The sequence below is a fragment of the Streptomyces sp. genome (genome assembly GCF_031181555.1).
Taxonomy (GTDB): Bacteria; Actinomycetota; Actinomycetes; order Streptomycetales; family Streptomycetaceae; genus Streptomyces; species Streptomyces fimbriatus.
Genome location: NZ_JAPSKQ010000003.1, coordinates 1 through 25,918, shown reverse-complemented (window position 1 = coordinate 25,918; position 25,918 = coordinate 1). Strand labels below are relative to the sequence as shown.

Genomic DNA, 25,918 nt, shown 5'->3' with positions numbered 1-25,918 from the left:
CCGCCCCGTACCCTTGTCCCGTGACCAGCCCCACCCCCGACGCCCTCCTGGGCCCCGCCGACGTCCGCGAACTGGCGGCCGCCCTCGGCGTACGGCCCACCAAGCAGCGCGGCCAGAACTTCGTCATCGACGCGAACACGGTCCGCCGGATCGTCCGCACCGCCGAGGTCCGCCCCGACGACGTGGTCGTCGAGGTCGGCCCGGGGCTCGGCTCGCTCACACTGGCGCTGCTGGAGGTCGCCGACCGGGTCACCGCCGTCGAGATCGACGACGTCCTGGCCGCCGCGCTGCCCGCCACCATCGCGGCCCGCATGCCCGGGCGCGCCGACCGGTTCGCGCTGGTCCACTCCGACGCGATGCACGTCACCGAGCTGCCCGGCCCCGCCCCGACCGCGCTGGTCGCGAACCTCCCCTACAACGTGGCCGTGCCCGTCCTGCTGCACATGCTCGACACCTTCCCGAGCATCGAGCGCACCCTCGTCATGGTCCAGTCGGAGGTCGCCGACCGGCTCGCCGCCGCACCCGGTTCGAAGGTGTACGGCGTGCCCTCGGTCAAGGCCAACTGGTACGCCGAGGTCAAGCGGGCCGGCGCCATCGGGCGGAACGTCTTCTGGCCGGCGCCCAACGTCGACAGCGGGCTGGTCTCCCTGGTCCGCCGGGCCGAGCCGCTGAAGACCACCGCCTCCCGGCGCGAGGTCTTCGCCGTCGTCGACGCCGCCTTCGCCCAGCGCCGCAAGACCCTGCGGGCCGCGCTCGCCGGCTGGGCCGGTTCGGCGGCCGCCGCGGAGGCCGCCCTGGTCGCCGCCGGGGTGTCGCCGCAGGCCCGGGGGGAGTCCCTGACCGTCGAGGAGTTCGCGCGCATCGCCGAACACAAGGAGCCCGCCGCGTGAGCGTCACCGTCCGCGTCCCCGCCAAGGTCAACGTCCAGCTCGCGGTCGGCGCCGCCCGCCCCGACGGCTTCCACGACCTGGCCAACGTCTTCCTCGCGGTCGGCCTCCACGACGAGGTCACCGCGACCCCCTCCGCCGACGGGCTCCGGATCACCTGTGCGGGTCCGGACGCCGGCCAGGTCCCCCTGGACCGCACGAACCTCGCGGCGCGCGCCGCCCTCGCGCTCGCCGAGCGGTACGGCCGCGACGCCGACGTGCACCTCCACATCGCCAAGGACATCCCCGTCGCCGGCGGCATGGCGGGCGGCAGCGCCGACGGTGCGGGCGCGCTGCTGGCCTGCGACGCGCTGTGGGGGACGGGCGCCTCGCGGGAGGAACTGCTCGACATCTGCGCCGAGCTGGGCAGCGACGTGCCGTTCAGCCTGGTGGGAGGTGCGGCACTGGGCACCGGGCGCGGTGAGAAGCTGACGGAGCTGGAGGTGGGCGGCACCTTCCACTGGGTGTTCGCGATGGCCGGCCGCGGGCTGTCCACCCCGGCGGTCTTCCGCGAGTTCGACCGGCTGGCGGAGGGGCGGGAGATTCCCGAGCCGGTGGCCTCGCAGGAACTGCTCGACGCCCTGGCCAAGGGCGACCCCGACGCGCTCGCCGCCGCCGTCTCCAACGACCTCCAGCCCGCGGCGCTGTCGCTGTTCCCGGAGCTCGCCGACACCCTCGCGGCGGGACGCGCGGCGGGGGCGCTGGCCCCGCTGGTCTCGGGCTCGGGGCCGACCACGGCGTTCCTCGCCCGGGACGCGGAGGCGGCGGACGCGATCGCCGACGCCCTGCGGGTCTCCGGGACCTGCCGCACGGTGCGCACGGCGGCGGGGCCGGTGCCGGGGGCGACGGTCGTCTGAGGGGCTCCGGGGCAGAGCTCGTCGACGGCGGCGAGGTCGATGTCGATCGTGCAGGGCTTGTCGACCTCGATCCGATCGCGGTGCATGCCCATGTGCACGTACGAGCGGGTGAGCGGGTCCGGCTCGTCCACGTGGACGAGCGGCCTGCGGTCGGTTCCGTCCCGCTCGGCCCGCCGGAAACGAGGGAGGCCGGCGGTGCCGTACTCGTACGGCTCGGCCGTACGGTCACGGGACTCCGCGTCCGGGGACACGACCTCGATGGCCGGTACCACGTCCTGAGCCCGGTAGCTCGTCCGGTCCGGGCCGCGGACCGCATCGGCGAAGACGACGCTCACCTCGGGCTCCGGTCCGTTGCGCCGGTCCAGGACGACGGTCATCTCCCGTCCCACCCCGTACTTCTTCGGCACACTGCGCCGCAGGCCACCGACCAGCAGGCCGATCACGTCTGCGTGGAGATTGCGCTGCGGACTCACGGTGACGGGACTCCCGTCGATCAGCTCGGTGTGCGGCGGGAGACCAGGCAGTGCGAACAGGTCGTCCACGGTGTAGCCGTCCGGGGGCGGCACCGGCCAGGGGCGTCGGTGCTCGACGGACTCGGCGGTCGTGGTTCCTCCCATGGGCGGGATCCTGCTGCCTGCCCTCCACGGCAGCCGCCCGTTCCCGTTCCCGATCACGCCGTCACAATGAGTGACGATCTCCGGGCGTGTCGACCGCCGGCCGGGAGGCCCTACGCTTGAAAGCTGATCGATCCCCCGGGCAGGAGAGAAATGGCCGTCAACCTGGTCAATGTCGAGAACGTCAGCAAGGTGTACGGCACCCGTGCCCTCCTCGACGGCGTGTCCCTCGGCGTCTCCGAGGGCGACCGCATCGGTGTCGTCGGCCGCAACGGCGACGGCAAGACCACCCTCATCCGGATGCTGGCCCGGCTGGAGGAGGCCGACACCGGGCGGGTCACCCACTCCGGCGGGCTGCGGCTCGGGGTGCTCACCCAGCACGACTCGCTCGACCCCGAGGCCACCGTCCGGCACGAGGTCATCGGGGACATGGCCGACCACGAGTGGGCCGGGAACGCCAAGGTCCGGGACGTACTGACCGGGCTGTTCGGCGGGCTGGACCTGCCCGGGTTCCCCAAGGGCCTCGACACCGTCATCGGGCCGCTGTCCGGCGGCGAGCGGCGCCGGATCGCGCTCGCCAAGCTGCTCATCGAGGAGCAGGACCTGATCGTCCTCGACGAGCCGACCAACCACCTCGACGTCGAGGGCATCGCCTGGCTCGCCCAGCACCTGCGGGCCCGCCGGTCCGCGCTCGTCTGCGTCACCCACGACCGGTGGTTCCTCGACCAGGTCTGCACCCGCATGTGGGACGTGCAGCGCGGCGACGTCTTCGAGTACGAGGGCGGCTACTCCGACTACGTCTTCGCCCGCGCGGAGCGCGAACGCATCGCCGCCACCGAGGAGGCCAAGCGGCAGAACCTGGTCCGCAAGGAGCTGGCCTGGCTGCGCCGCGGGGCGCCCGCGCGGACGTCCAAGCCGCGCTTCCGCGTCGAGGCCGCCAACGAGCTCATCAAGGACGTCCCGCCGCCCCGCGACAGCAGCGAGCTGATGAAGTTCGCCTCCTCGCGGCTCGGCAAGACGGTGTTCGACCTCGAGGACGTCACCGTCCAGGCCGGCCCGAAGGTGCTGCTCAAGCACGTCACCTGGCAGCTCGGCCCCGGCGACCGCATCGGCCTGGTCGGCGTCAACGGCGCCGGCAAGACGTCCCTGCTGCGGGCACTCGCCGAGGCCGCCCGCACCGAGGGCGAGGCACAGCCCGCGGGCGGGCGGATCCGCGTCGGCAAGACGGTCAAGCTCGCCTACCTCTCCCAGGAGGTCGCCGAACTCGACCCCACCTGGCGGGTGCTCCAGGCCGTGCAGCAGGTGCGCGAGCGCGTCGACCTCGGCAAGGGGCGCGAGATGACCGCCGGGCAGCTGTGCGAGACGTTCGGGTTCAGCAAGGAGAAGCAGTGGACGCCGGTCGGCGACCTGTCCGGCGGTGAGCGGCGCAGGCTCCAGCTGCTGCGCCTGCTCATGGACGAGCCCAACGTCCTCTTCCTCGACGAGCCCACCAACGACCTCGACATCGAGACCCTCACCCAGCTCGAGGACCTCCTCGACGGCTGGCCCGGCTCGATGATCGTCATCTCCCACGACCGGTTCTTCATCGAGCGCACCACCGACCGGGTGTTCGCCCTCCTCGGCGACGGCACCCTGCGGATGCTGCCGCGCGGCATCGACGAGTACCTGGAGCGCCGCAAGCGGATGGAGGAGGCCGCCGCGGCCCCGGTCCCGGCACCCGCCGCCGCCCGCACCGAGCAGGCCGCCCCCGAGAAGAGCGCCGCCGACCTGCGCGCCGCCAAGAAGGAACTGCAGAAGATCGAGCGGCAGCTGGACAAGGTCTCGGAGCAGGAGGCCAAGCTGCACGCCGCCATCGCCGAGCACGCCACCGACTTCGCGAAGGTCGCCGAACTCGACGCCGAACTGCGGGAACTGGCCGGCCGGCGGGAGGAACTGGAGCTGCGCTGGCTGGAACTGGCGGAGGACGCCTGACCCGCGCGCGGACCCGTCCGCGCGCCTGCGCACGGGGGGCGCGCGGCGCGTGAAGAGCGCGTGAAGGCACGTAACGGGCACATCACGGGCCGGTCCTCCCTTGGGAACAGGGGCGGACGCGGCCCGGTGGGCCGTCGGTGCCGGGTGATAGAAAGGGCCGACCGAGAACCGTCTGAATACGACTCTGGGTCCATCACGTGCCTCAGGGCGTGGCTAAAAATCAGTGAGTAAGGGGGAACGCGCTGATGACTCAGCCGCCCAACCAGCCGCCTCAAGGCGGCTTCGGAGCGCCGCAGGATCCGCCGCCGGGCGGTGGCTTCGGGGCCCCGCAGCAGCCGCCGCCTCCGCAGGGCCCGCCGTCCGGCGCCCCGCAGCCCGGGTACGGCTATCCGCAGCAGCCGGGGCCGTACAACTCCGGGCCGTACGCCTCCGGCCCCTACGGGCAGCCGCAGCAGCCGGGCCCGTACGGGCAGCCCGGTTACGGCTACCCGCCGCAGCCGCAGTTCCCCGGGGCGCCCGGCACGCCGCCCCCCGGATCCGGCTCCCGCAACCCCTTCAAGGGCAAGCCGGCCGTCGTCATCGGCGCCGCGGTGGCGGCGCTGCTGGTCGTCGGCGGCACCGTGTGGGCGGTCTCCGGCGGCGACGACGGCAAGAAGGACAAGAAGCCGGTCGCCGGGAAGAGCGACGACCCCGAGCCCGGCGCCTCCGGCGCCCCGGTCAACCCCGGCGACGGCAGCGGTGACGGCGGCACGGACCCGGAGGACCTCAACGAGGGCCGCCAGGCCGGCGAGTCCAAGGTGCTCTGGTACAAGGAGGCGCCCGACGCGCCCGGTTCCGGCGCCGACGCCCCCGGCATGTGGATCACCGACAAGACGGCGGTGAAGGCGGCCTACAAGCAGCTGTCCGCGTACGACGTCGCCGACGGCAAGCCCACCTGGGAGCCGATCCTCTTCCCGCACAAGATCTGCGCGGTCACCCCGGAGAAGACGGCCGACGACAAGATCGTCGTCGCCCACATGAGCGGCGACAGCGACCGCGCCAAGTGCAACCGGCTCCAGCTCGTCGACCTCAACACCGGCGAGAAGGGCTGGACCGAGGAGGTCGCCGACGGCGAGCTGTTCGACTCCGCGATCTCCATCGAGCTGTCCCTCACCGGCAACACGCTGATGGTGGGCCGCTCGATGTCCGGCACGGCGTACGACGTGACGAGCGGCAAGAAGCTCTTCGACGCCAAGAAGTACGGCGACTCGTGCTTCCCCGGCGGGTTCGCCGGCGGCGAGCGACTGCTCCAGGTCGCCTCCTGCGGCGCCGGCGGCGACAACGAGCACGACGAGCTCCGCGAGCTCGACCCGAAGACCGGCAAGGTGAAGTGGACCCAGAAGTTCGACAAGGGCTGGCGCGTCGCGAACGCCTACTCCCTCGACCCGGTGGTCATCTACAGCACCAACGAGGACAAGAAGGCCTGGAACATCTCCACCTTCACCTCCGGCGGCAAGTTCCGGTCCCAGGTCGGCTTCGACGAGGACTTCGCCCCCGAGTGCGGCTGGGGCATCCTCTCGCGTGACCTCCAGGGCTGCGAGGGCGTCGCCGTCGACGCCGACACCCTGTACCTGCCCACCAAGGCGACCACCGGGGCCAACGAGATCGTCGCGATCGACCTCGCCAACGGCAAGGAGAAGTGGCGGGTCGAGTCCCCGGTGGAGGCGTCGATGCTGCCCATGAAGGTCGAGGGCGGCAAGCTCATCGCCTATGTGAGGCCCTCCTACGACTCGGGCGGCCGGATCGTGGCCGTCCCGACCACCGGCAGCGACCACAAGCCGGTGGAGCTGATGCGGAACCCGCAGAGCATCGCGGAGATCGAGAACAGCTTCTACAGCAGGTCGGTCGACTGGGTCGACGGACGTTTCTACCTCTCGACCACCCGGCTGACCGGCAATGACGAGGCGAAGGAGAAGTTGATGCTCGCCTACGGCAAGTGAGGCGCGTGACGACCGCGAGGCGCGCCGGCCCCCGACGGCCGGCGCCCTCGCTCCGTCCGGTCACTCATCCGTCGCCGCCCGTCCCCTTCCCCGAGGTACTCACGTCATGACCCAGCCGCCTCAACCGCCCCAGCAGCCCTCGCAGCAGCCGGGCTTCGGACCGCCGCAGCCCCCGGCGCAGCCGCCCGCTCAGCCCGGGCAGCCTCCGCAGCAGCAGCCCGCTCCGGGCGGGCCCGGCCTCGACAAGGCCCCCGAGCCCGGGTACGGGTACCCGCAGACCCCGCAGTCACCTCCGGCCGCCGCGCCGACGCCTCCCCCGTCCGCCCCGCAGGGGCCCGGGTACGGCTACCCGCAGCAGCCCCCGGCCGGGTACGGCTACCCGCAGCAGCCCCCGGCCGGGTACGGCTACCCGCAGCAGCCCCCGGCCGGGTACGGCTACCCCGGGCAGCAGCCGGGGCCGTACGGTCAGCCCCAGCAGCCGGGGCCGTACGGTCAGCCCGGATACGGCTATCCCCAGGCGACCGTGCCGATGCAGCTGCAGCCGGGGCAGCCGGGCGGCGGCGGGCGGAAGCCCAACGCGCAGATGGCCATCATCGTCGCCGCGGTCGTGGCCATCGCCCTGATCGTCGGCGGCGGCGTCTGGTACGCGTCCTCCGGCAAGGACGACGACAAGAACAACTCCGCGGACTCCGGCGGCGGCACCGGCGGCAAGGACGCCAAGAACGGCGGCGGCGAGGGCGGCACCTCCGCCGGCGGCAAGGAGAAGGCCCCGGCCGACCCCGGCTCCAAGGTCCTCTTCCAGGTGCCGGCGCCCAAGGTCCCCAAGGGCAGCACGACCATCGTCACCTCGGGTTCCTGGGTGACCGACACGGTGTACGCCAAGAGCGGCATCGCCGAGGTCGTCGGGTACGACCGCGACAAGGGCACCGAGCAGTGGACGATCGACCTGCCCGGTCCCGTGTGCGAGGCCAGTGACCACGTCACCGAGGACAACAAGACGGCGATCGTCCACAAGCCCGCCATGCCGACCAAGGACGAACCGCAGTCCTGCACGGAGGTCGCGCTGATCGACCTGGAGGCGGGCAGGACGGTGTGGACCAAGACGGCCAAGACCGGCACCATGCCGATCAGCTTCAACAACGTCACCCTCAGCGGGGGCACCGTCGCCGCGGGCAGCACCAGCGGCGGCGCCGCCTGGGAGATCGCCTCCGGCAAGCAGCTGTGGGCCCCCAAGACGTCCGACTCCTGCTACGACGCCGGGTACGGCGGCGGCGCGAAGATGGTCGCGGTGCGCAAGTGCGGTTCGTACGACGAGCGCCAGCTGCACATCCAGACCATCGACCCGAAGTCCGGGAAGGTGATCTCGGAGTACAAGATGGACGAGGGCATCGAGTACGCCGGCATCGTGTCCACCGACCCGCTCGTCGTGGCCGCCGACGTCGGCGACTCCGCGGGTGACGGCAGCGGCATCTCGGACTTCTTCTCCGTCGACAACAAGACCGGCAAGCTGCGGACGCGCATCTCCGCGCCGGGCGAGGAGTTCGCGGCCACCTGCGACATCATCACCAAGATCGAGCAGTGCTCCGGACTGGCGGTCGGCAACGACCGGCTGTACATCCCGACCGAGGAGCACGAGAACACGGGCGAGTACGGCGAGACCAACGAGGTCGTGACCTTCGACCTGGCGACCGGCAAGCAGACCGGTCAGCGCGCCGACGCGGGGGACGGTTACACGATCACCCCGCTGCGGATGGACGGCGGCAACGTCCTGGCGTACAAGCGCGGGCCGTACGACAAGGGCGGTCAGGTCGTGAGCATCGACGGGGGGACCTTCAAGCAGACGACGCTGATGGAGAACCCGGCGACGGAGTCCGTGCGGGAGGTGGAGCGGAGCATGCTGCCGGAGTACGCCGAGATCCTGTTCTCGCAGGGGCGGCTGTACATGTCGAGCGTGTTCGCCAGTGACTTCTCGGGATCGGACAAGGAGTACCTGGCGATCGCCTTCGGTACGGGCTGATCGTCCGTACGGTTCCCCTGAGCGGTTTCGCTTCGCGGCCCCGCCCCTGTCCGCAGGGGCGGGGCCGCGCGCGTACCGCCCATCGCCGTCGAAGGCGAGAATTTCGGTGATCCGGGGCGATTCTCGCCGGTAGGGGAGCGGAACGCCGAACGAGCGTGTAGCTTCCGGGGGCATCCACGGGGACCCACCGGGGATTCACCGGGGGGCCGGGCGGGGCGGCGGCGCACGGGGGTGCGCGCGGTAGGGGGGTTGGTTGTTCGATGGGAGTGCGGCTGGTGGTGGTCGACGACCACCGATTGCTCGCGGAGGCGTTGGCCTCGGCGTTGAAGCTGCGGGGACACCGGGTGCTGGCCGCGACGGCGCCGGCGGCGGGGGCGGCGGACCTGGTGATCAGCCGGGCGCCGGAGGTGTGCCTGCTGGGGACGGCGGTGCCGGCGGAGCCGGGGATCTTCGACCCGGTGGTGAAGATCAAGCGGGAACGGCCGCAGGTGGCGGTCCTGGTGCTGGGGCCGGTGCCGAGCCCGCGCGGGATCGCGGCGGCGTTCGCGGCGGGGGCGTCGGGATACGTGCGGCACGACGAGCGCATCGAGGGCGTCGAGCGGGCGATCATGAAGGCGCGGGCGGGGGAGGCGGCGGTGGCGCCTCAGCTGCTGCAGGGGGCGTTCCACGAGCTGCTGAACCCGGCGGCGCAGCCGGACGACGAGGGGCAGCGGCTGCTGCAGATGCTGACGCCGAGGGAGGTGGAGGTGCTGGTGCGGGTGGCCGACGGTGAGGACACCCGTCTGATCGCGGCGGGCATGGGCATCGCCCCCTCGACGGCCCGCACCCATGTCCAGCGGGTGCTGATGAAACTGGGCGTGGGGTCACGCCTGGAGGCGGCCGCACTGGCGGCGAGAACGGGCCTGCTGGACCGGGCGGGCCCGGTGCGGGGGCTGACGTCCGCGGAGGACTGACCCGCCGCCGGGGGCGCGGGCAGCGGCTACGGCTGCGGGCGGGGCGGAGGAGCCCGCTCGACCGCGGGCATTCGTGCCTCCCCGAGCCCCTCCGAGCAGGGGGTGCCCCCAGGGGGCGCGGCGGCACCCCGTGGCGCCGGGCCGCGCTCCCCGCCCTCACCCGCACCGGCCCCGGGCGACCGGTCAACGCCGTGCGCTCACCCGGCCCGGTCGACGTCCCGCCCGTCCGGCAGGACGTCCGGCGGTGGCGGAGCCGTCGGCCGCAGCTTCAGCCACAGCAGGAACAGCAGGCCGAGGGCCAGCATCCCCAGCCCCGTCCACAGGTTGATGTTGACGCCCTCGGCCTTGTCGAGGTCCGCGTCGGACGCGGTGAAGCCCGCGATCGTGACGATGACGCCGTACACGACGAACAGGCCGCCGATGATGCGCCGGATGTCGAAGAGGCGGGCAGCGGTCGTGGACCTGGTCTCCAGCTCGGTGATCTCCCGCTGGAGGTCACGCTCGGAGTAGTGCTCGGACATGGTCTCTCCATCTTCCCGGTCGGAGCGTGGTCAGAACGAGAACGGGATGTAGCAGGCGGCGGCCAGGATCACCGCGCTCCAGCCGAGCAGCGCCGGCTTGCGGTACCAGGCGTCGTCGCCCGCCGCGGGCGGCTCGGCCATGCCGGGGGACGTGGTGCCGTAGACCAGGCCCTGGAGCTCCTCGGTCGGCTTGGGGGCGGTGAAGAGGGACACCGCCACCATGACGACGGCGCCGGCGACGAAGCCCGCGATCGCGGAGACGAAGTTGGCGCCCTGGTCGGTGGGGATGTCGATGATGCCCTGCTTGTAGATGACGAAGTAGTTGACCATCGCGGCGGTGGTGCCGGCGAGCAGGCCCCAGAAGCCCGACTTCATCGACGCGCGCTTCCAGAACATGCCGATGATGAACACCACGAACATCGGCACGTTGAAGAAGGAGAACAGCGTCTGGAGGTAGCTCATGATGTTGGAGAACGAGGAGGCCAGGAACGCCGTGCCGATCGAGGCGAGGACGCCGATCGCGGTGATCAGGCGGCCGAAGCGGACGTAGTACTCGTCCTCGCGGTGCTTCACCACGTACTTCGCCCAGATGTCGCTGGTGAAGACGGTGTTGAAGGACGAGATGTTGGCCGCCATGCCCGCCATGAACGCGGCCAGCAGGCCGGTCACGGCGATGCCCAGCACGCCGTTGGGCAGGAACTGCTCCATCAGGTACGGGATCGCGTCGTTGTACTGGAGGTCGGAGTCGGGCGTGCCGATGGCGGGCACGAGGACCGCCGCGACCAGGCCCGGGATCATCACCAGGAACACGATGAAGATCTTCGGGAAGGCGGCGATGAGCGGGGTGCGCTGGGCCGCCGAGAGGTTCTTCGCGGACAGGGCGCGCTGCACCTCGGCGAAGTTGGTCGTCCAGTAGCCGAAGGACAGGACGAACCCGAGGCCGAGGACGATGGTCAGCCAGTTGGCGCCGAGCGGGTTGTCGCTGCCGATGCCGGTGCCGCCCCAGGAGGTCATGAAGTCGCCGCCGCGCGACTCGGTGAGGGAGTCGGACAGACCGCCCCAGCCGCCGACGCTCTTCAGGCCGAGCACCGTGATCGGGATGAGCGCGGCGAGGATGACGAAGAACTGCAGGACCTCGTTGTAGATCGCCGAGGACAGGCCGCCGAGGGTGATGTAGGCCAGGACGAAGAAGCCGGCGACGACGATCGCCACCCACTGCGGCCAGCCCAGCAGTGCCTCGACCACGATCGCGAGGGCGTAGAGGTTCACGCCGGCGATCAGGATGGCGGCGGCGGCGAACAGCCCCGAGCTGAGCAGGTGGGCGGCCCTGTCGAAGCGGAGCAGCAGGAACTCGGGGACCGAACGGACCTTGGAGCCGTAGTAGAACGGCATCATCACCAGGCCCAGGAAGACCATGGCCGGGATGGCGCCGATCCAGTACCAGTGCGTGGTGTAGACGCCGTACTGCGCGCTGTTCGCGGCCATGCCCAGGATCTCGGTGGCGCCCAGGTTGGCGGCGATGAACGCCAGGCCGGTCACCCAGGCGGGCAGGGAGCGGCCCGAGAGGAAGAAGTCGAGGCTGGTCTTCACCGAGCGGCGGGCGGCGAAGCCGATGCCCAGGACGACGACGAAGTAGATCCCGAGGATCGTGTAGTCGAGCCAGTTGGTCGGCAGCCGCAGTTCGGCCGCCAGCTGGGTGGGGGGAATGAGGTGTGGGGGGGTCTGCATGAGTACTCGCTTCGTTGCGCGAACCGATACCTCGCGGAACCTACGCCTCCGCGTTCAGTGGTCGAACAGTTCCGGTGATGTTTTTTGTTGGGTGGTGAGCGGTGATGGCCTTGGTGGGTTGTGTTTTGGTATGTTGGGTTCTGTTGGAAGAATGTGCAGTGTGTGTGGAGCGCCGCGATGAGCGGCCCGAATGGAGCGTCCGGCGTGAAGAAGACCTCGACCCGGCTGGCCGACGGTCGCGAGCTCATCTATTACGACCTCAGTGACGACATCGTGCGCGACGCGGCCGACCGCCGCCCGCTGGACGCCACCGTCACCACGTCCGAGATCCGCCGTGACCCGCTGCTGGGCGACAGCGTCGCCGTCGCCTCGCACCGCCAGGGCCGCACCTACCACCCGCCGGCCGACGAGTGCCCCCTGTGCCCCTCCGAGGGCGAGCGGCTGAGCGAGATCCCCGACGCGTCGTACGACGTGGTCGTCTTCGAGAACCGGTTCCCCTCGCTGGCCGGGGACTCGGGCCGGTGCGAGGTCGTCTGCTTCACCTCCGACCACGACGCCTCCTTCGCCGATCTGAGCGAACGCCAGGCGCGGCTGGTCCTGGAGGCGTGGACGGACCGGACGTCCGAGCTGTCGCATCTTCCCTCCGTCGACCAGGTGTTCTGCTTCGAGAACCGGGGCGCCGAGATCGGCGTCACCCTCCAGCACCCGCACGGGCAGATCTACGCCTACCCCTTCACCACCCCCCGCACCGCCCTGATGCTGCGCCAAGTGGCCGCGCACAAGGAGGCGACCGGCGGGGAGAACCTCTTCGACGCCGTGCTGGAGCGGGAACTCGCCGAGGAGCGGGTCGTCCTTGAGGGTGAACACTGGGCCGCCTTCGTGCCCTACGCGGCGCACTGGCCGTACGAGGTCCACCTGTACCCGAAGCGCCGGGTGCCCGATCTGCTCGGGCTCGACGAGGCGGCCCGCACAGAGTTCCCCCAGGTCTATCTGGAACTGTTGAGGCGCTTCGACCGGATCTTCGGGGAAGGGGAGCCTCCGACGCCGTACATCGCGGCCTGGCACCAGGCGCCGTTCGGCGCGCTGGAGGAGTTCGACGGCGTCACGCGTGACGACTTCGCGCTCCACCTGGAGCTTTTCACCATCCGCCGCACGTCCGGCAAGCTGAAGTTCCTCGCGGGCTCCGAGTCCGGCATGAACGTGTTCATCAACGACGTGCCGCCGGAGCGCGCGGCCGAGCGACTGCGGGAGGTAGCCAGTTCATGAGCGGGAAGTACCTGGTGACGGGCGGTGCCGGTTACGTCGGCAGCGTCGTCGCCCAGCATCTGCTGGAGGCCGGACACGAGGTCGTCGTGCTCGACAACCTCTCCACCGGCTTCCGCGAGGGCGTTCCCGCGGGCGCCTCCTTCATCGAGGGCGACATCCGGGATGCCGCCGCATGGCTGGACCCCTCGTACGACGGCGTCCTGCACTTCGCCGCGTCCTCGCAGGTCGGCGAGTCGGTCGTGAAGCCGGAGAAGTACTGGGACAACAACGTCGGCGGCACCATGGCACTGCTGGCGGCCATGCGCTCGGCGGGCGTGCGCCGGCTGGTGTTCTCCTCCACCGCGGCGACCTACGGCGAGCCGGAGCAGGTCCCCATCGTCGAGTCCGCCCCGACCCGGCCCACGAATCCGTACGGGGCCTCGAAGCTCGCCGTCGACCACATGATCACCGGTGAGGCGGCGGCGCACGGGCTGGGCGCGGTCTCCCTGCGCTACTTCAACGTGGCCGGCGCGTACGGCGCGTTCGGCGAGCGCCACGACCCCGAGTCGCACCTGATCCCGCTCGTGCTGCAGGTGGCGCAGGGCGGGCGGGACGCGATCTCCGTCTACGGCGACGACTACCCGACGCCGGACGGCACCTGCGTGCGCGACTACATCCACGTCGCCGACCTGGCCGAGGCCCACCTGCTGGCCCTGGAGGCCGCCACCCCCGGCGAGCACCTGATCTGCAACCTCGGCAACGGCAGCGGCTTCTCCGTCCGGGAGGTCGTCGAGACGGTCCGCCGGGTCACCGGCCACCCGATCCCCGAGGTCGTGGCACCGCGCCGGGGCGGCGACCCGGCGGTCCTGGTGGCGTCGGCCGCCACGGCCCGCGAGAAGCTGGGCTGGAAGCCGTCGCGCACGGACCTCGCGGGGATCGTCGCCGACGCGTGGGAGTTCGCGCGCCGGCGCGCCGAGGAGAACGTGACGAAGGGGCAGGGGGCCAGGGCATGAGCGGGTCCAGCGAGACCGTCGCGCGGTCCGTCGCCGAGCGGTTCGAGCAGCTGTACGGTGCCGCACCGGACGGGGTGTGGGCGGCGCCGGGCCGGGTCAACCTCATCGGCGAGCACACCGACTACAACGACGGCTTCGTCATGCCGTTCGCCCTGCCGCACACCGCGGTCGCCGCGGTCGCGCGCCGCGACGACGGCGTGCTGCGCCTGCACTCGGCCGACGTCGAGGGCCCGGTGGTGGAGCTGAGGACGGACGCCCTCGCCCCCGGCTCCGACAAGCGGTGGACCGCCTACCCGGCGGGCGTGCTCTGGGCCCTGCGCGAGGCCGGCCACGCGGTGACCGGCGCGGACATCCACCTCGCCTCGACGGTCCCGGCGGGCGCGGGCCTGTCGTCGTCGGCCGCCCTGGAGGTCGTCGTGGCGCTCGCGCTGAACGACCTGTTCGGCCTGGGCCTGCGCGGCTGGCAACTGGCCCGCCTGTGCCAGCGCGCGGAGAACGTCTACGTCGGCGCCCCCGTCGGCATCATGGACCAGACGGCCTCGGCCTGCTGCGAGGCCGGCCACGCCCTGTTCCTCGACACCCGTGACCTCTCCCAGCGGCAGATCCCCTTCGACCTGGCCGCCGAGGGCATGCGCCTGCTCGTCGTCGACACCCGGGTCAAGCACAGCCACAGCGAGGGCGAGTACGGCAAGCGCCGCGCCGGCTGCGAGAAGGGCGCGGCCCTGCTGGGCGTCGACGCGCTCAGGGACGTGCGGTACGAGGAACTGGACGCGGCACTGCGGCGGCTGGGCGACGAGGAGGAGGTCCGCCGCCTGGTCCGGCACGTGGTCACGGAGGACGAGCGCGTCGAACGGGTCGTCGCGCTCCTGGAGTCGGGCGACACCCGGGCCATCGGTCCCGTCCTGGTCGAGGGCCACGCCTCCCTGCGCGACGACTTCCGCATCTCCTGCCCGGAACTCGACCTGGTCGTCGACACGGCGCTGGGCGCGGGCGCGCTGGGCGCCCGCATGACCGGCGGCGGCTTCGGCGGCTCGGCCATCGTCCTCGCCGAGGAGACCGACGTCCCGGCGATCACCAAGGCGGTGGAGGAGGCGTTCGCGGCGGCCGGCTTCAAGGCCCCCCGCGTCTTCGAGGCGGTCCCGGGGGCGGGGGCGCGGCGGCTGAGGTAGCGGACGGGGCCGGCCGGGGCCCGGCCGGCCCCGCCGAGGAGGTCCGGCTGGGTCAGTCCAGTCGCTTCGTCAGTGTGTACTCCGTGATGCCCGGCGGATAGTCGGGGATCACGCAGACCACGTCGTAGCCCTGCTTCCGGTAGAACTCCGGGGCCTGGAAGTCCCAGGTCTCCACGCGGGAGGCCGTGCAGCCGCGCTCCCGGGCGGCGATGCGTTCCGCCTCCGTCAGGAGGCGGGAGCCCAGGCCCGCTCCCCGGTGGCGGCCGTCGACCCAGAGGTAGGTCACGTGCAGCCAGGTCGTCCAGGTGTGGCCGACCAGGCCGCCCGCGAGATCGCCGTTCTCGTCCAACGCCCACACGTGCAAAGCCGATTCGCGTTCGTCCGGCGTTCCGCGCAGGGCGCGCAGCACCGGGGAGGCCGCCGTGTTGGTGTCCCGCAGGCGCCTGCGGAGCAGATCACGTCGGGCCCTGTCGACTTCTGTCTCAAGACGGAACATGCGGCTCACCATAAACGCGCAGAGGCGCCAGTTCTGCAAATAACCTTCCGCTCCCGGTCCCCGCCCGTACCCTGATGAACAGTGCCGGTGGGGGCCGGCGCCGATCAGGGGGCGAGGGAAGCCGGGTACGGCGTCCGGGGCGGGGTGGCGGTCGGCGTGCGGTCGCGGCGGCCCGTCCCCTGTCCGGTGCGTTCGTGACAGGGGCTTCGGCGTCGTACCCGCGTCGGTGTCGTCCTTTCGACGAGGGGGTGATCCCCTGCTCCGCACAGAGCCCGGGGAAGGGGGTTTCGTGGTTCGCATCCGAGTCCTGGTCGTCGACGACCATCGCATCTTCGCCGAGTCACTGGCCGCGGCACTGGCCGCAGAGCCCGACGTCGACGTGTCCGCGGCGGGCAGCGGCCCGGCCGCGCTGCGCTGCCTGGAGCGGGCGGCCGCCGAGGGGCGGCGGTTCGACGTCCTGCTCGTCGACGCCGACCTGGGCGGCAAGGTGCCGGACGGACGGCCGGCCGTGCCGGTGCGCGGCGGCGACGAGGACGGACTCGTCGACGGGATATCGCTGGTCACGGGGGTGCGCTCCGCGCAGCCGCAGGTGCGGACCGTCGTCCTCGCCGAGAAGGACGACCCGCGCCGGGCCGCGCTCGCCCTGCAGGCGGGAGCCTCCGGGTGGGTGGCCAAGGACTGCTCGCTGAACCGGCTGCTCACCGTCATCCGCGGGGTGCTGCGCGACGAGACACATCTGCCGCCCGCCCTGCTCACCGGCGTCCTGCGCGAACTGACCGCCGCCCGCAGGCACCGCACCGAGAGCGAACGGCTCGTGGAGTCCCTGACTCCGAGGGAACGGGAAGTGCTGCGGTGCATGGTGGCGGGACTGGGGCGCAAAGCGGTCGCCGAGCGCCTGTTCCTGTCCCCGCACACCGTGCGGACGCACATGCAGAACGTCCTCGGCAAACTGGGGGTGCACTCCACCCTCGCCGCCGTCGCCCTCGCCCGCCGGGCGGGCGTCGGACCCGTCGACCTGGACCGGCCGTCAACCGGGGATGTTGTCGAACGGGGCGGTCAACTGGCGTAGCAGTGCCGCCAGCTCACTGCGCTGTGCGTGGGAGAGCTCCGCGAGGATGGCCCGCTCCTGCGCCAGCAGCCCGGCCAGTGCCTGGTCGGCGCGGTCACGGCCCTCGTCCGTGAGCCGGACCAGGACACCGCGCCGGTCGCTGGGGTCGGGCAGCCGCTCCACCAGCCCCTTCTTGGCGAGGCGGTCGATGCGGTTGGTCATCGTGCCGGACGTGACCAGGGTCTGGGTGAGGAGCTGCCCCGGCGAGAGCTGGTACGGGGTGCCCGCGCGGCGCAGCGCGGTCAGGACGTCGAACTCCCAGGTCTCCAGACCGTGTTCGGCGAAGGCGAGCCGGCGCGCCCGGTCCAGGTGCCGGGCCAGTCTGCTCACCCGGCTGAGCACCTCGAGCGGTTCCACGTCGAGGTCCGGGCGCTCCCGGCGCCACGCTGCGACCAGCCGATCGACCTCGTCCTCCATGCGGATCAGTGTAGTGGTTGTGTCGACGTGAAGTCTCTTGATGTCGAGTATATTGAGTCAAAGATTCTTGACATCGAGCTAACGCGGGCGGGAGGCTGGGCCCCGCCCGGTCCGTCGTCGTCAGGAGACCCCATGCCCGCAGCCGCCACCCCCGCCTGGGACCCCGCCCAGTACCTGCGCCACGCCGGTCATCGCACCCGGCCCTTCACCGACCTCCTCGCCCGCGTCCCGGACCTCCCCGGGCACCCGCCCCGCATCGCCGACCTGGGCTGCGGCGCCGGCAACGTCACCGCCCTGCTCACCGGCCGCTGGCCCACCGCCCGCGTCACCGGCTACGACAACTCGCCCGAGATGCTCGAGGCGGCCCGCGCCGGCCACGGGGGCCCCACCCCCGGGGGCGGCCGGATCGACTTCGCCCACGCCGACGTCCGCACCTGGACGCCCGACCGGCCGTACGACCTGATCGTCAGCAACGCCACGCTCCAGTGGGTCCCCGGACACGCGGAGCGGTTCGACGACTGGACCGCCGCCCTCGCCCCCGGCGGCACCTTCGCCCTCCAGGTGCCCGGCAACTTCGACGCCCCCAGCCACACCCTGATGCGCGACCTCGCCGCCTCCCCGCGATGGCGCGCCCGCCTCGACGGCGTCCTGCGCCACACCGGGGCCGTGCTCCGGCCCGAGGAGTACCTGGAGCGGCTGACCGGCCTCGGCTGCACCGCCGACGTGTGGGAGACGACGTACGTCCACCTGCTGACGGGCGAGGACCCCGTCCTCGACTGGGTCAAGGGCACCGGCCTGAGGCCCGTCCTCACCGCCCTCGCCGACGACCCGGAGGGGCGGGAGGAGTTCCTCACCGAGTACCGCACCGCGCTGCGGGCCGCCTACCCGGCCGGGGCGCACGGCACCCCGTTCCCCTTCCGGCGGATCTTCGCCGTGGCCCGCAAGGGAAGCCGACTCAGGGCGTGCGGCCCGGGTGAGTGACGAGGGCGAGGACGACGGCGTCCTCGACGACGTACGGCACGCGGTAGCCGCGGACCGGGTCGCCGAGCCGGGCACGGGCTGCACCGACCGGGATCTCAGCCATGCGCACACGACGGCGCGAGGTCAATCGCACAAGGCCCATCCTGTGCACCCCTGGTTCAGCTCTTCCGGTGCCCTATCAGCCGGGGCTTCGGCTCCAGCCCGTCCAGGCCGTGCCAGGCCAGGTTCACCAGGTGGGCCGCCACCTCCGCCTTCTTCGGCTTGCGCACGTCCAGCCACCACTGGCCGGTCAGGGCGACCATCCCGACCAGGGCCTGCGCGTACAGCGGGGCCAGCTTGGGGTCGAAGCCCCGGCTCTTGAACTCGCGGCCCAGGATGTCCTCCACCTGGGTGGCGATGTCCGAGATCAGCGAGGCGAAGGAACCCGTCGACTGCGGGATGGGGGAGTCACGGACCAGGATGCGGAAACCGTCCGTGTACTCCTCGATGTAGTCCAGCAGCGCGAACGCCGCCTGCTCGCACAGCTCCCGCGGGTGACCCGCGGTCAGGGAGCTGGTCACCATGTCCAGCAGGCGCCGCATCTCGCGGTCCACCACCACCGCGTACAGGCCCTCCTTGCCGCCGAAGTGCTCGTACACCACCGGCTTGGAGACCCCGGCCTTCGCCGCGATCTCCTCCACCGACGTGCCCTCGAAACCCTTCGCGGCGAACAGCGTGCGGCCGATCTCCAGCAGCTGCTGCCGGCGCTCGGCACCGGTCATCCGGGTGCGGCGCGTGCGCCGCGGCTTGTCGTTGCTCGGGGTGCTGCTGGAGTCGGTCGCCACGCCGACCATCATGCCGCCTTGACGGTCTCCTCCCCGCGCCGGGAGCCGCCTTCCCCGACGTTGCGACGCGAATCGATACGCGAGCGTGACGGCCACCGCACGTCGTACGCCCAGCCCAGCTGCTCGAACCAGCGAATCAGACGGGCGCTCGAGTCGAGCTGTCCCCGCTCCACCCCGTGCCGCGCCGAGGTCGGGTCGGCGTGGTGCAGGTTGTGCCAGGACTCGCCGCAGGACAGGATCGCCAGCCACCACACGTTGCCCGAACGGTCCCGCGACTTGAACGGGCGCTTGCCGACCGCGTGGCAGATCGAGTTGATCGACCACGTCACGTGGTGCAGCAGCGCCACCCGGACGAGCGAGCCCCAGAAGAAGCCCGTGAACGCGCCCCACCACGACATCGTGACCAGGCCGCCGATCACCGCCGGCAGCGCCAGCGACACGACCGTCCACAGCACGAACTGGCGGGAGATCGCCCTGAGCGTCCGGTCCTTGATCAGATCCGGCGCGTACTTGTCCTGCGGCGTCTGCTCCTCGTCGAACATCCAGCCGATGTGCGCCCACCACAGGCCCTTGATCAGCGCCGGGACCGTCTCCCCGTACCGCCACGGCGAATGCGGGTCGCCCTCGGCGTCGGAGAACTTGTGGTGCTTGCGGTGGTCGGCCACCCAGCGCACCAGCGGACCCTCGACCGCCATGGAGCCGGCGATGGCCAGCGCGATCTTCAGCGGACGCTTGGCCTTGAACGACCCGTGGGTGAAGTGGCGGTGGAAGCCGATGGTGATGCCGTGGCACCCCAGGAAGTAGAAGAAGACCAGCAGGCCCAGGTCCAGCCAGCTCACTCCCCAGCCCCACGCCAGCGGGACCGCCGCCAGCAGTGCCAGGAACGGGACGGTGATGAAGAGCAGCAGCGTGATCTGCTCGACCGAACGCTTCTGCTCCCCGCCCAGCGTGGCGGAGGGCAGCGCCGCACCCCCGGACCGGTCCTCGTGCGGGTCCTTGTGTGGATTTTCGTTGATCACATCGGAGCTTGAGGTCATGCGTGTCCCCTGTGGGGTATGTGGGATGAGGTGATGTGCCCGGGCTGCGGGAAGCCGCTCATCCTTCCTACGGTTCCGTAACCTACGGCGTCGTAAGTATGGCAGTGCGTCGCCCGGCGGCAAGAGCCCGTCGGCCTGGGCGTCCGGGCCGGCACCTATCCTGGAAGTCGGTCGGACAGCGCGGTCCGCTCTGATTTCTTCCCGGACGTCCGGCCCGTATGCGGCGCCCGCCGCGCGAGACGCCGTCCGGGTTCCCTCCCAGACGAGCTTCAACACTGCAAGGAGCCGCACCTGTGAGCAGTGCCGACGACCAGACCACGACGACGAGCAGCGAGCTGCGCGCCGACATCCGCCGACTGGGTGATCTCCTCGGGGAGACCCTCGTGCGGCAGGAGGGCCCCGAGCTGCTGGAGCTCGTCGAGAAGGTCCGCCGACTCACCCGTGAGGACGGCGAGGCCGCCGCCGAGCTGCTGCGCGGCACCGAACTGCAGACCGCGGCCAAGCTGGTCCGCGCCTTCTCCACCTACTTCCACCTGGCCAACGTCACCGAACAGGTCCACCGCGGCCGCGAACTGCGCGCCCGGCGCGCCGCCGAGGGCGGACTGCTCTCCCGCACCGCCGACCGGCTCAAGGACGCCGACCCCGAGCACCTGCGCGAGACGGTGCGGCACCTCAACGTCCGCCCCGTCTTCACCGCCCACCCCACCGAGGCCGCCCGCCGCTCCGTCCTCAACAAGCTCCGCCGGATCGCCGCCCTCCTCGACACCCCGGTCATCGAATCCGACCGGCGCCGCCTCGACACCCGGCTCGCCGAGAACATCGACCTCGTCTGGCAGACCGACGAACTGCGCGTGGTCCGCCCCGAACCCGCCGACGAGGCCCGCAACGCCATCTACTACCTCGACGAACTGCACGCCGGCGCGGTCGGCGACGTCCTCGAGGACCTCACCGCGGAACTGGAGCGCGTCGGCGTCCACCTCCCCGACGACACCCGCCCGCTGACCTTCGGCACCTGGATCGGCGGCGACCGCGACGGCAACCCCAACGTCACCCCCCAGGTCACCTGGGACGTCCTCATCCTCCAGCACGAACACGGCATCAACGACGCCCTGGAGACGATCGACGAACTGCGCGGCCTCCTCTCCAACTCCATCCGCTACGCCGGCGCCACCGAGGACCTGCTGACCTCCCTGAGGGCCGACCTCGACAACCTCCCCGAGATCAGCCCCCGCTACAAGCGCCTCAACGCCGAGGAGCCCTACCGGCTCAAGGCCACCTGTATCCGGCAGAAGCTGGAGAACACCAAGCTCCGTCTCGCCAAGGGCACCCCGCACGAACCCGGCCGCGACTACCTCGGCACCGGCGAACTCCTCGCCGACCTGCGCCTCATCCAGACCTCCCTGCGCGAACACCGCGGCGGCCTGTTCGCCGACGGCCGCCTCGCCCGCACCATCCGCACCCTCGCCGCCTTCGGCCTCCAGCTCGCCACCATGGACGTCCGCGAACACGCCGACGCCCACCACCACGCCCTCGGCCAGCTGTTCGACCGGCTCGGCGAGGAATCCTGGCGCTACGCCGACATGCCCCGCGACTACCGCGCCAAGCTCCTCGCCAAGGAACTGCGGTCGAGAAGGCCGCTCGCCCCGACCCCGGCGCCCGTGGACGCGGCCGGCGAGAAGACCCTCGGCGTGTTCCGGACCGTCAAGCGCGCCCTGGAGGTCTTCGGACCCGAGGTCATCGAGTCCTACATCATCTCCATGTGCCAGGGCGCCGACGACGTCTTCGCCGCCGCCGTCCTGGCCCGCGAGGCCGGACTGATCGACCTGCACGCCGGCTGGGCCAAGATCGGCATCGTGCCGCTGCTGGAGACGACGGACGAGCTGAAGGCCGCCGACACCATCCTGGAGAACATGCTCGCCGACCCCTCCTACCGGCGCCTCGTCGCCCTGCGCGGCGACGTCCAGGAGGTCATGCTCGGCTACTCCGACTCCTCCAAGTTCGGCGGCATCACCACCAGCCAGTGGGAGATCCACCGCGCCCAGCGCCGCCTGCGCGACGTCGCCCACCGCTACGGCGTACGGCTGCGCCTCTTCCACGGCCGCGGCGGCACCGTCGGCCGCGGCGGCGGCCCCACCCACGACGCCATCCTCGCCCAGCCCTGGGGCACCCTCGAAGGCGAGATCAAGGTCACCGAACAGGGCGAGGTCATCTCCGACAAGTACCTCATCCCGTCCCTCGCCCGGGAGAACCTGGAACTGACCGTCGCCGCCACCCTCCAGGCCTCCGCCCTGCACACCGCCCCCCGCCAGTCCGACGAGGCCCTCGCCCGCTGGGACGCCGCCATGGACGTCGTCTCCGACGCCGCCCACGCCGCCTACCGCAGGCTCGTCGAGGACCCCGACCTGCCCGCCTACTTCTTCGCCTCCACCCCCGTCGACCAGCTCGCCGACCTGCACCTCGGCTCCCGGCCTTCGCGAAGGCCCGACTCCGGCGCCGGCCTGGACGGACTGCGGGCCATCCCCTGGGTGTTCGGCTGGACCCAGTCCCGGCAGATCGTCCCCGGCTGGTTCGGCGTCGGATCCGGCCTGAAGGCCCTGCGCGAGGCCGGCCTGGACACCGTGCTCGACGAGATGCACGAGCAGTGGCACTTCTTCCGCAACTTCATCTCCAACGTCGAGATGACCCTCGCCAAGACCGACCTGCGCATCGCCCGGCACTACGTCGACACCCTCGTCCCCGACGAGCTCAAGCACGTGTTCGCCACCATCGAGGCCGAACACGAGCTGACCGTCGCCGAGGTGCTGCGCATCACCGGCGAACAGGAACTCCTGGACGCCGCCCCGGTCCTCAAGCAGACCTTCGCCATCCGCGACGCCTACCTGGACCCGATCTCCTACCTCCAGGTCGCCCTCCTCAAGCGCCAGCGCGACGCCGCCGCCGCGGGAGAGCAGCCCGACCCGCTGCTCTCCCGGGCCCTGCTGCTGACCGTCAACGGCGTGGCCGCCGGCCTGCGCAACACCGGCTGACCCCGGCCCCGGACAGGGCGGTGCCCCCGAGCCCCGTGACAGGGCCCGGGGGCACCGTTCGTTCAGACGGCCGGTCCGGCCGGGCAGCCGGGCGCCGGGCGACTCAGACCGCCAGGAAAGCCGCCGTGAGCAGCGCCGTCCCCGACAGCGCCAGCGCCCACGCGGCCCGCGTCCGCAGCAGCCCGCCCGCCACCACCACCGACGCCAGCAGCAGCGCCCCGCCCAGCGGAACCCACGCGTACAGGATCCCGGCGGGGCCGGAACGGACCGCCTGCTCGCCGCCCGGCTTCAGCACCACCGTGTAGGTCCCACCCCTGTCCACGGCCACCGAGTTCTCCAGCACGACCTCCGCCCGCGGCTGCGACCCCTGCGACAACGGCGCGTACGGCCCCGCGCACGTCCTCGCACCGCACCGCGCCACCTCGACCGTGCCGCGCTCGCGCCCCTTCGTCAGCATCACGTGCTGCGCCGTCCCCCACGACGCCCACACGCCGGCGATCAGGATCAGCGCCGCGACCGTGCCCATCGCCGCGAACCGGCACAGCCGCAGCACGGCGGAAAAGCCCCGGGAGGAGAGAACCGCAGAAGGCATGGCCGCGATCCTTGGCCATGACCTCGCGGTCGGTCAACTCCGGTGGGGGGCAAACGGAGGACGCCCGAAGGACAAGTCAACAGATGTGCGCACCGACGACTCAGGAGCCGTCCGCGCACCTCACGAGTCCTCCGCACACCTCACGAGTTGTACGCGCTCTGCGCCCGCTCCAACCCCTCGATCACCAGGCACTCCACCGCGTCCGCCGCCCGGTCCACGAGGTAGTCCAGCTCCTTGCGCTCCGCCGACGAGAAATCCCGCAGCACGAAATCCGCCACCTGCATCCGCCCCGGCGGACGCCCGATCCCGAACCGCACCCGGTGGTAGTCCCGCCCGAACGCCTTCGTGAGCGACTTCAGCCCGTTGTGACCGTTGTCCCCGCCACCCAGCTTCAGCCGCAGCACGCCGTAATCGATGTCCAACTCGTCATGAACCGCGACCACATGCGCCACCGGCACCTTGTAGAACTCCCGCAGCGCGTTCACCGGCCCGCCCGACAGATTCATGTACGACATCGGCTTCGCCAGGACCACCCGCCGATTCGCCGGCCCCGGCGGCCCGATCCGCCCCTCCACCACCTGCGCCTGAGCCTTCCCGGCCCGCTTGAACCGGCCCCCCACCCGCTCCGCCAGCAGATCCGCCACCATGAACCCCACGTTGTGCCGGTTCATCGCGTACTCCGGCCCCGGGTTTCCCAGACCCACGATCAACCACGGGGCACCGGCATCGGTCGTCACCTGCATGTCTCCCTCGATACGCGCCAGCCGCTGCCCCCGACGGGAAACAGCGGCTGACGAATACGGCGTCGGTACGGATCAGGCCTCGGTGGCCTCGCCGGACTCCTCGCCCTCCGTGCCCTCCTCCGCCTGCGCGGCCAGCACCTGGATGACGACCGCGTCCCCGTCGACGGCCAGCTTGGCGCCCTTCGGAAGGGTGATGTCCTTGGCGTGGATGGAGGCACCGGCCTCCAGGCCCTCGACGGACACCGTGACGGACTCGGGGATGTGGGTCGCCTCGGCCTCGACCGGCAGCGTGCCCAGCACGTGCTCCAGCAGGTTGCCGCCCGGGGCCAGCTCACCCTCGGTGTGGACCGGGATCTCCACCGTCACGGTCTCGCCGCGCTGGACCAGCTGCAGGTCGACGTGCTCCAGGAAACCCTTCAGCGGGTCACGCTGCACGGCCTTCGGAATCGCCAGCTCACTGGTCTTGCCGTCGATGTCCAGCGAGATCAGCACGTTCGGCGTACGCAGCGCCAGCAGCAGCTCGTGGCCCGGGAACGTCAGGTGCAGCGGGTCCGAACCGTGCCCGTACAGCACACCCGGAACCTTGTTGTCACGACGGATACGGCGCGCGGCACCCTTGCCGAACTCGGTGCGCGTCGCGGCGGAGATCTTCACCTCGGACATGATCACTCCTCGAAGTCAGAAAACGGACGTGGTCACCCGGCCACGAACGGCCTGCTACGAAGAGCGCGTCGATAACGGACCGCCGCACCCGCCCCATACGAAGCGGAACGGCCTCCCTCGCCGAGCAACTGCAGCAGTCTACTCGGACCGGGAGGCCGCACCCAAAACGATCACCGGACGACGCCGGCCACCGGAAACGGTCGCAGAACCCTTACTGCTCGTCGAACAGGCTCGTCACCGAACCGTCCTCGAACACCTCACGCACCGCACGCGCGATCGTCGGCGCGATCGACAGCACCGTGATCTTGTCCAGCGACTCGCTCAGCTCGGTCGGCGTCGGCAACGTGTTCGTGAACACGAACTCACTGACCTTCGAGTTCTTCAGCCGGTCCGCCGCCGGACCCGACAGCACACCGTGCGTCGCCGTCACGATGACGTCCTCCGCACCGTGCGCGAACAGCGCGTCCGCCGCCGCGCAGATCGTGCCACCGGTGTCGATCATGTCGTCCACCAGCACGCAGACGCGGCCCTTCACCTCACCGACCACCTCGTGGACGGTCACCTGGTTCGCCACGTCCTTGTCCCGCCGCTTGTGCACGATCGCCAGCGGCGCACCCAACCGGTCGCACCAACGGTCCGCCACCCGCACACGGCCCGCGTCCGGCGACACCACCGTCAGCTTCTCCCGGTCCACCTTCGCCCCCACGTAGTCCGCCAGCAGCGGCAACGCGAAGAGGTGGTCGACAGGACCGTCGAAGAACCCCTGGATCTGATCCGTGTGCAGATCCACCGTGAGGAGCCGATCGGCACCCGCCGTCTTCATCAGATCCGCGATCAGACGCGCCGAAATCGGTTCACGACCCCGGTGCTTCTTGTCCTGCCGCGCGTAACCGTAGAACGGCACGATCACCGTGATGGACCTGGCCGACGCACGCTTCAACGCATCGATCATGATCAACTGCTCCATGATCCACTTGTTGATCGGAGCAGTGTGGCTCTGGATCAGGAAACAGTCGGCACCACGAGCCGACTCCTGAT

23 protein-coding genes and 1 pseudogene are annotated in these 25,918 nt (G+C 71.4%); 12 read left to right on the top strand and 12 right to left on the bottom strand.

The features are described 5' to 3' along the window. The first annotated feature begins 20 nt into the window (after window positions 1-20). Both rsmA and RIM90_RS01320 read left to right on the top strand, forming a co-directional pair. Window positions 21-890, top strand: coding sequence for a 16S rRNA (adenine(1518)-N(6)/adenine(1519)-N(6))-dimethyltransferase RsmA (gene rsmA, locus RIM90_RS01325; RefSeq protein WP_309058618.1), 870 nt, complete (start codon window positions 21-23; stop codon window positions 888-890). Further along, window positions 887-1,783, top strand: coding sequence for a 4-(cytidine 5'-diphospho)-2-C-methyl-D-erythritol kinase (locus RIM90_RS01320; protein WP_309058617.1), 897 nt, complete (start codon window positions 887-889; stop codon window positions 1,781-1,783). Before rsmA ends, RIM90_RS01320 begins: the two co-directional genes overlap by 4 nt. A gap of 20 nt (window positions 1,784-1,803) precedes the next feature. On the opposite strand, the pseudogene RIM90_RS01315 reads toward RIM90_RS01320, so the two are convergent. Then, window positions 1,804-2,400: pseudogene (locus RIM90_RS01315) on the bottom strand (Uma2 family endonuclease); the annotation flags it as partial. A gap of 150 nt (window positions 2,401-2,550) precedes the next feature. Here RIM90_RS01315 and RIM90_RS01310 point away from each other — a divergent pair. The 4 genes from RIM90_RS01310 to RIM90_RS01295 all read left to right on the top strand — a co-directional run bounded on the left by RIM90_RS01310 (window position 2,551) and on the right by RIM90_RS01295 (window position 9,317). Beyond that, window positions 2,551-4,368, top strand: coding sequence for an ABC-F family ATP-binding cassette domain-containing protein (locus tag RIM90_RS01310; protein WP_309058616.1), 1,818 nt, complete (start codon window positions 2,551-2,553; stop codon window positions 4,366-4,368). Between the two features lie 245 nt (window positions 4,369-4,613). After that, the gene (locus tag RIM90_RS01305; RefSeq protein ID WP_309058615.1) at window positions 4,614-6,347 is read left to right on the top strand and encodes a PQQ-binding-like beta-propeller repeat protein; all 1,734 of its coding nucleotides are present in this window, start codon (window positions 4,614-4,616) and stop codon (window positions 6,345-6,347) included. Between the two features lie 106 nt (window positions 6,348-6,453). Beyond that, window positions 6,454-8,364: a PQQ-binding-like beta-propeller repeat protein gene (locus tag RIM90_RS01300; protein WP_309058614.1), complete on the top strand. Its 1,911-nt coding sequence runs from the start codon at window positions 6,454-6,456 to the stop codon at window positions 8,362-8,364. Between the two features lie 260 nt (window positions 8,365-8,624). Beyond that, a complete protein-coding gene (locus RIM90_RS01295; protein WP_309058613.1) occupies window positions 8,625-9,317 on the top strand; it encodes a LuxR C-terminal-related transcriptional regulator in 693 nt (230 codons plus the stop codon). A 197-nt stretch (window positions 9,318-9,514) separates the two neighbouring features. Here RIM90_RS01295 and RIM90_RS01290 read toward each other — a convergent pair whose 3' ends face one another. After that, window positions 9,515-9,838 (bottom strand): hypothetical protein, encoded by a 324-nt coding sequence (locus tag RIM90_RS01290; protein WP_309058612.1) that lies wholly within the window; start codon window positions 9,836-9,838, stop codon window positions 9,515-9,517. Between the two features lie 30 nt (window positions 9,839-9,868). Beyond that, complete coding sequence (locus tag RIM90_RS01285; protein ID WP_309058611.1) at window positions 9,869-11,566, bottom strand: sodium:solute symporter family protein; 1,698 nt, start codon at window positions 11,564-11,566, stop codon at window positions 9,869-9,871. Window positions 11,567-11,770: 204 nt separating this feature from the next. Here RIM90_RS01285 and galT point away from each other — a divergent pair, with 204 nt between their 5' ends. From galT to galK, 3 genes are read left to right on the top strand one after another with little or no spacing between them, the layout of a single operon-like run. Beyond that, window positions 11,771-12,832, top strand: a complete 1,062-nt coding sequence (gene galT / locus RIM90_RS01280; RefSeq protein WP_309058610.1) for a galactose-1-phosphate uridylyltransferase — start codon at window positions 11,771-11,773, stop codon at window positions 12,830-12,832. After that, a complete protein-coding gene (galE, locus tag RIM90_RS01275) occupies window positions 12,829-13,824 on the top strand; it encodes a UDP-glucose 4-epimerase GalE (RefSeq protein WP_309058609.1) in 996 nt (331 codons plus the stop codon). Before galT ends, galE begins: the two co-directional genes overlap by 4 nt. Next, window positions 13,821-14,993 carry a galactokinase gene (gene galK, locus RIM90_RS01270; RefSeq protein WP_309058608.1) on the top strand — a complete coding sequence of 391 codons (1,173 nt, stop codon included), beginning with the start codon at window positions 13,821-13,823 and terminating at the stop codon, window positions 14,991-14,993. The genes galE and galK overlap by 4 nt, the downstream gene beginning before the upstream one ends. A 52-nt stretch (window positions 14,994-15,045) precedes the next feature. On the opposite strand, the gene RIM90_RS01265 is transcribed toward galK, so the two are convergent. Next, window positions 15,046-15,501, bottom strand: coding sequence for a GNAT family N-acetyltransferase (locus RIM90_RS01265; RefSeq protein ID WP_309058607.1), 456 nt, complete (start codon window positions 15,499-15,501; stop codon window positions 15,046-15,048). A gap of 277 nt (window positions 15,502-15,778) precedes the next feature. Between RIM90_RS01265 and RIM90_RS01260 the strand changes: the two genes are divergently transcribed. Further along, the gene (locus RIM90_RS01260) at window positions 15,779-16,558 is read left to right on the top strand and encodes a response regulator transcription factor (protein ID WP_309058606.1); all 780 of its coding nucleotides are present in this window, start codon (window positions 15,779-15,781) and stop codon (window positions 16,556-16,558) included. Here RIM90_RS01260 and tamR read toward each other — a convergent pair. After that, on the bottom strand, window positions 16,517-17,014 hold the full coding sequence (tamR, locus tag RIM90_RS01255; RefSeq protein ID WP_309058605.1) for a MarR family transcriptional regulator TamR: 498 nt from the start codon (window positions 17,012-17,014) through the stop codon (window positions 16,517-16,519). The genes RIM90_RS01260 and tamR overlap by 42 nt on opposite strands. 132 nt (window positions 17,015-17,146) lie before the next feature. On the opposite strand from tamR, the gene RIM90_RS01250 reads away from it, so the two are divergent. Further along, window positions 17,147-17,995: a trans-aconitate 2-methyltransferase gene (locus tag RIM90_RS01250; RefSeq protein ID WP_309058604.1), complete on the top strand. Its 849-nt coding sequence runs from the start codon at window positions 17,147-17,149 to the stop codon at window positions 17,993-17,995. Here the strand turns inward: RIM90_RS01250 and RIM90_RS01245 are convergent. Genes RIM90_RS01245 through RIM90_RS01235 form a run of 3 tightly spaced genes read right to left on the bottom strand, consistent with a single transcriptional unit; the run spans window position 17,970 to window position 19,856 of the window. Next, the gene (locus tag RIM90_RS01245; RefSeq protein WP_309058603.1) at window positions 17,970-18,098 is read right to left on the bottom strand and encodes a hypothetical protein; all 129 of its coding nucleotides are present in this window, start codon (window positions 18,096-18,098) and stop codon (window positions 17,970-17,972) included. The genes RIM90_RS01250 and RIM90_RS01245 overlap by 26 nt on opposite strands. A 55-nt stretch (window positions 18,099-18,153) precedes the next feature. Then, window positions 18,154-18,831, bottom strand: coding sequence for a TetR/AcrR family transcriptional regulator (locus RIM90_RS01240; protein ID WP_309058602.1), 678 nt, complete (start codon window positions 18,829-18,831; stop codon window positions 18,154-18,156). After that, window positions 18,828-19,856: an acyl-CoA desaturase gene (locus RIM90_RS01235; RefSeq protein ID WP_309058601.1), complete on the bottom strand. Its 1,029-nt coding sequence runs from the start codon at window positions 19,854-19,856 to the stop codon at window positions 18,828-18,830. The genes RIM90_RS01240 and RIM90_RS01235 overlap by 4 nt, the downstream gene beginning before the upstream one ends. Window positions 19,857-20,149: 293 nt before the next feature. On the opposite strand from RIM90_RS01235, the gene ppc reads away from it, so the two are divergent. Beyond that, window positions 20,150-22,882, top strand: a complete 2,733-nt coding sequence (ppc, locus tag RIM90_RS01230; RefSeq protein ID WP_309058600.1) for a phosphoenolpyruvate carboxylase — start codon at window positions 20,150-20,152, stop codon at window positions 22,880-22,882. 103 nt (window positions 22,883-22,985) lie between these two features. On the opposite strand, the gene RIM90_RS01225 is transcribed toward ppc, so the two are convergent. The 4 genes from RIM90_RS01225 to RIM90_RS01210 form a co-directional block, all read right to left on the bottom strand. Then, window positions 22,986-23,474, bottom strand: a complete 489-nt coding sequence (locus RIM90_RS01225; protein ID WP_309058599.1) for a hypothetical protein — start codon at window positions 23,472-23,474, stop codon at window positions 22,986-22,988. 140 nt (window positions 23,475-23,614) lie between these two features. Continuing rightward, on the bottom strand, window positions 23,615-24,217 hold the full coding sequence (pth, locus tag RIM90_RS01220) for an aminoacyl-tRNA hydrolase (RefSeq protein ID WP_309058598.1): 603 nt from the start codon (window positions 24,215-24,217) through the stop codon (window positions 23,615-23,617). Window positions 24,218-24,289: 72 nt separating this feature from the next. Beyond that, window positions 24,290-24,880, bottom strand: coding sequence for a 50S ribosomal protein L25/general stress protein Ctc (locus tag RIM90_RS01215; protein WP_309058597.1), 591 nt, complete (start codon window positions 24,878-24,880; stop codon window positions 24,290-24,292). A gap of 211 nt (window positions 24,881-25,091) precedes the next feature. Further along, window positions 25,092-25,918, bottom strand: an 827-nt coding sequence (locus tag RIM90_RS01210; RefSeq protein WP_309058596.1) for a ribose-phosphate diphosphokinase, incomplete at its 5' end; no start/stop codon positions are given.

Coding starts and splice junctions, on each gene's coding strand:
- galK (WP_309058608.1), top strand. CDS start 13,821: ATGAGCGGGTCCAGCGAGACCGTCGCGCGGTCCGTCGCCGAGCGGTTC.
- RIM90_RS01295 (WP_309058613.1), top strand. CDS start 8,625: ATGGGAGTGCGGCTGGTGGTGGTCGACGACCACCGATTGCTCGCGGAG.
- RIM90_RS01240 (WP_309058602.1), bottom strand. CDS start 18,831: ATGATGGTCGGCGTGGCGACCGACTCCAGCAGCACCCCGAGCAACGAC.
- RIM90_RS01265 (WP_309058607.1), bottom strand. CDS start 15,501: ATGGTGAGCCGCATGTTCCGTCTTGAGACAGAAGTCGACAGGGCCCGA.
- RIM90_RS01250 (WP_309058604.1), top strand. CDS start 17,147: ATGCCCGCAGCCGCCACCCCCGCCTGGGACCCCGCCCAGTACCTGCGC.
- galE (WP_309058609.1), top strand. CDS start 12,829: ATGAGCGGGAAGTACCTGGTGACGGGCGGTGCCGGTTACGTCGGCAGC.
- RIM90_RS01245 (WP_309058603.1), bottom strand. CDS start 18,098: ATGGCTGAGATCCCGGTCGGTGCAGCCCGTGCCCGGCTCGGCGACCCG.
- pth (WP_309058598.1), bottom strand. CDS start 24,217: ATGCAGGTGACGACCGATGCCGGTGCCCCGTGGTTGATCGTGGGTCTG.
- RIM90_RS01300 (WP_309058614.1), top strand. CDS start 6,454: ATGACCCAGCCGCCTCAACCGCCCCAGCAGCCCTCGCAGCAGCCGGGC.
- RIM90_RS01305 (WP_309058615.1), top strand. CDS start 4,614: ATGACTCAGCCGCCCAACCAGCCGCCTCAAGGCGGCTTCGGAGCGCCG.
- RIM90_RS01235 (WP_309058601.1), bottom strand. CDS start 19,856: ATGACCTCAAGCTCCGATGTGATCAACGAAAATCCACACAAGGACCCG.
- tamR (WP_309058605.1), bottom strand. CDS start 17,014: ATGGAGGACGAGGTCGATCGGCTGGTCGCAGCGTGGCGCCGGGAGCGC.
- RIM90_RS01225 (WP_309058599.1), bottom strand. CDS start 23,474: ATGCCTTCTGCGGTTCTCTCCTCCCGGGGCTTTTCCGCCGTGCTGCGG.
- RIM90_RS01290 (WP_309058612.1), bottom strand. CDS start 9,838: ATGTCCGAGCACTACTCCGAGCGTGACCTCCAGCGGGAGATCACCGAG.
- RIM90_RS01285 (WP_309058611.1), bottom strand. CDS start 11,566: ATGCAGACCCCCCCACACCTCATTCCCCCCACCCAGCTGGCGGCCGAA.
- RIM90_RS01215 (WP_309058597.1), bottom strand. CDS start 24,880: ATGTCCGAGGTGAAGATCTCCGCCGCGACGCGCACCGAGTTCGGCAAG.
- RIM90_RS01310 (WP_309058616.1), top strand. CDS start 2,551: ATGGCCGTCAACCTGGTCAATGTCGAGAACGTCAGCAAGGTGTACGGC.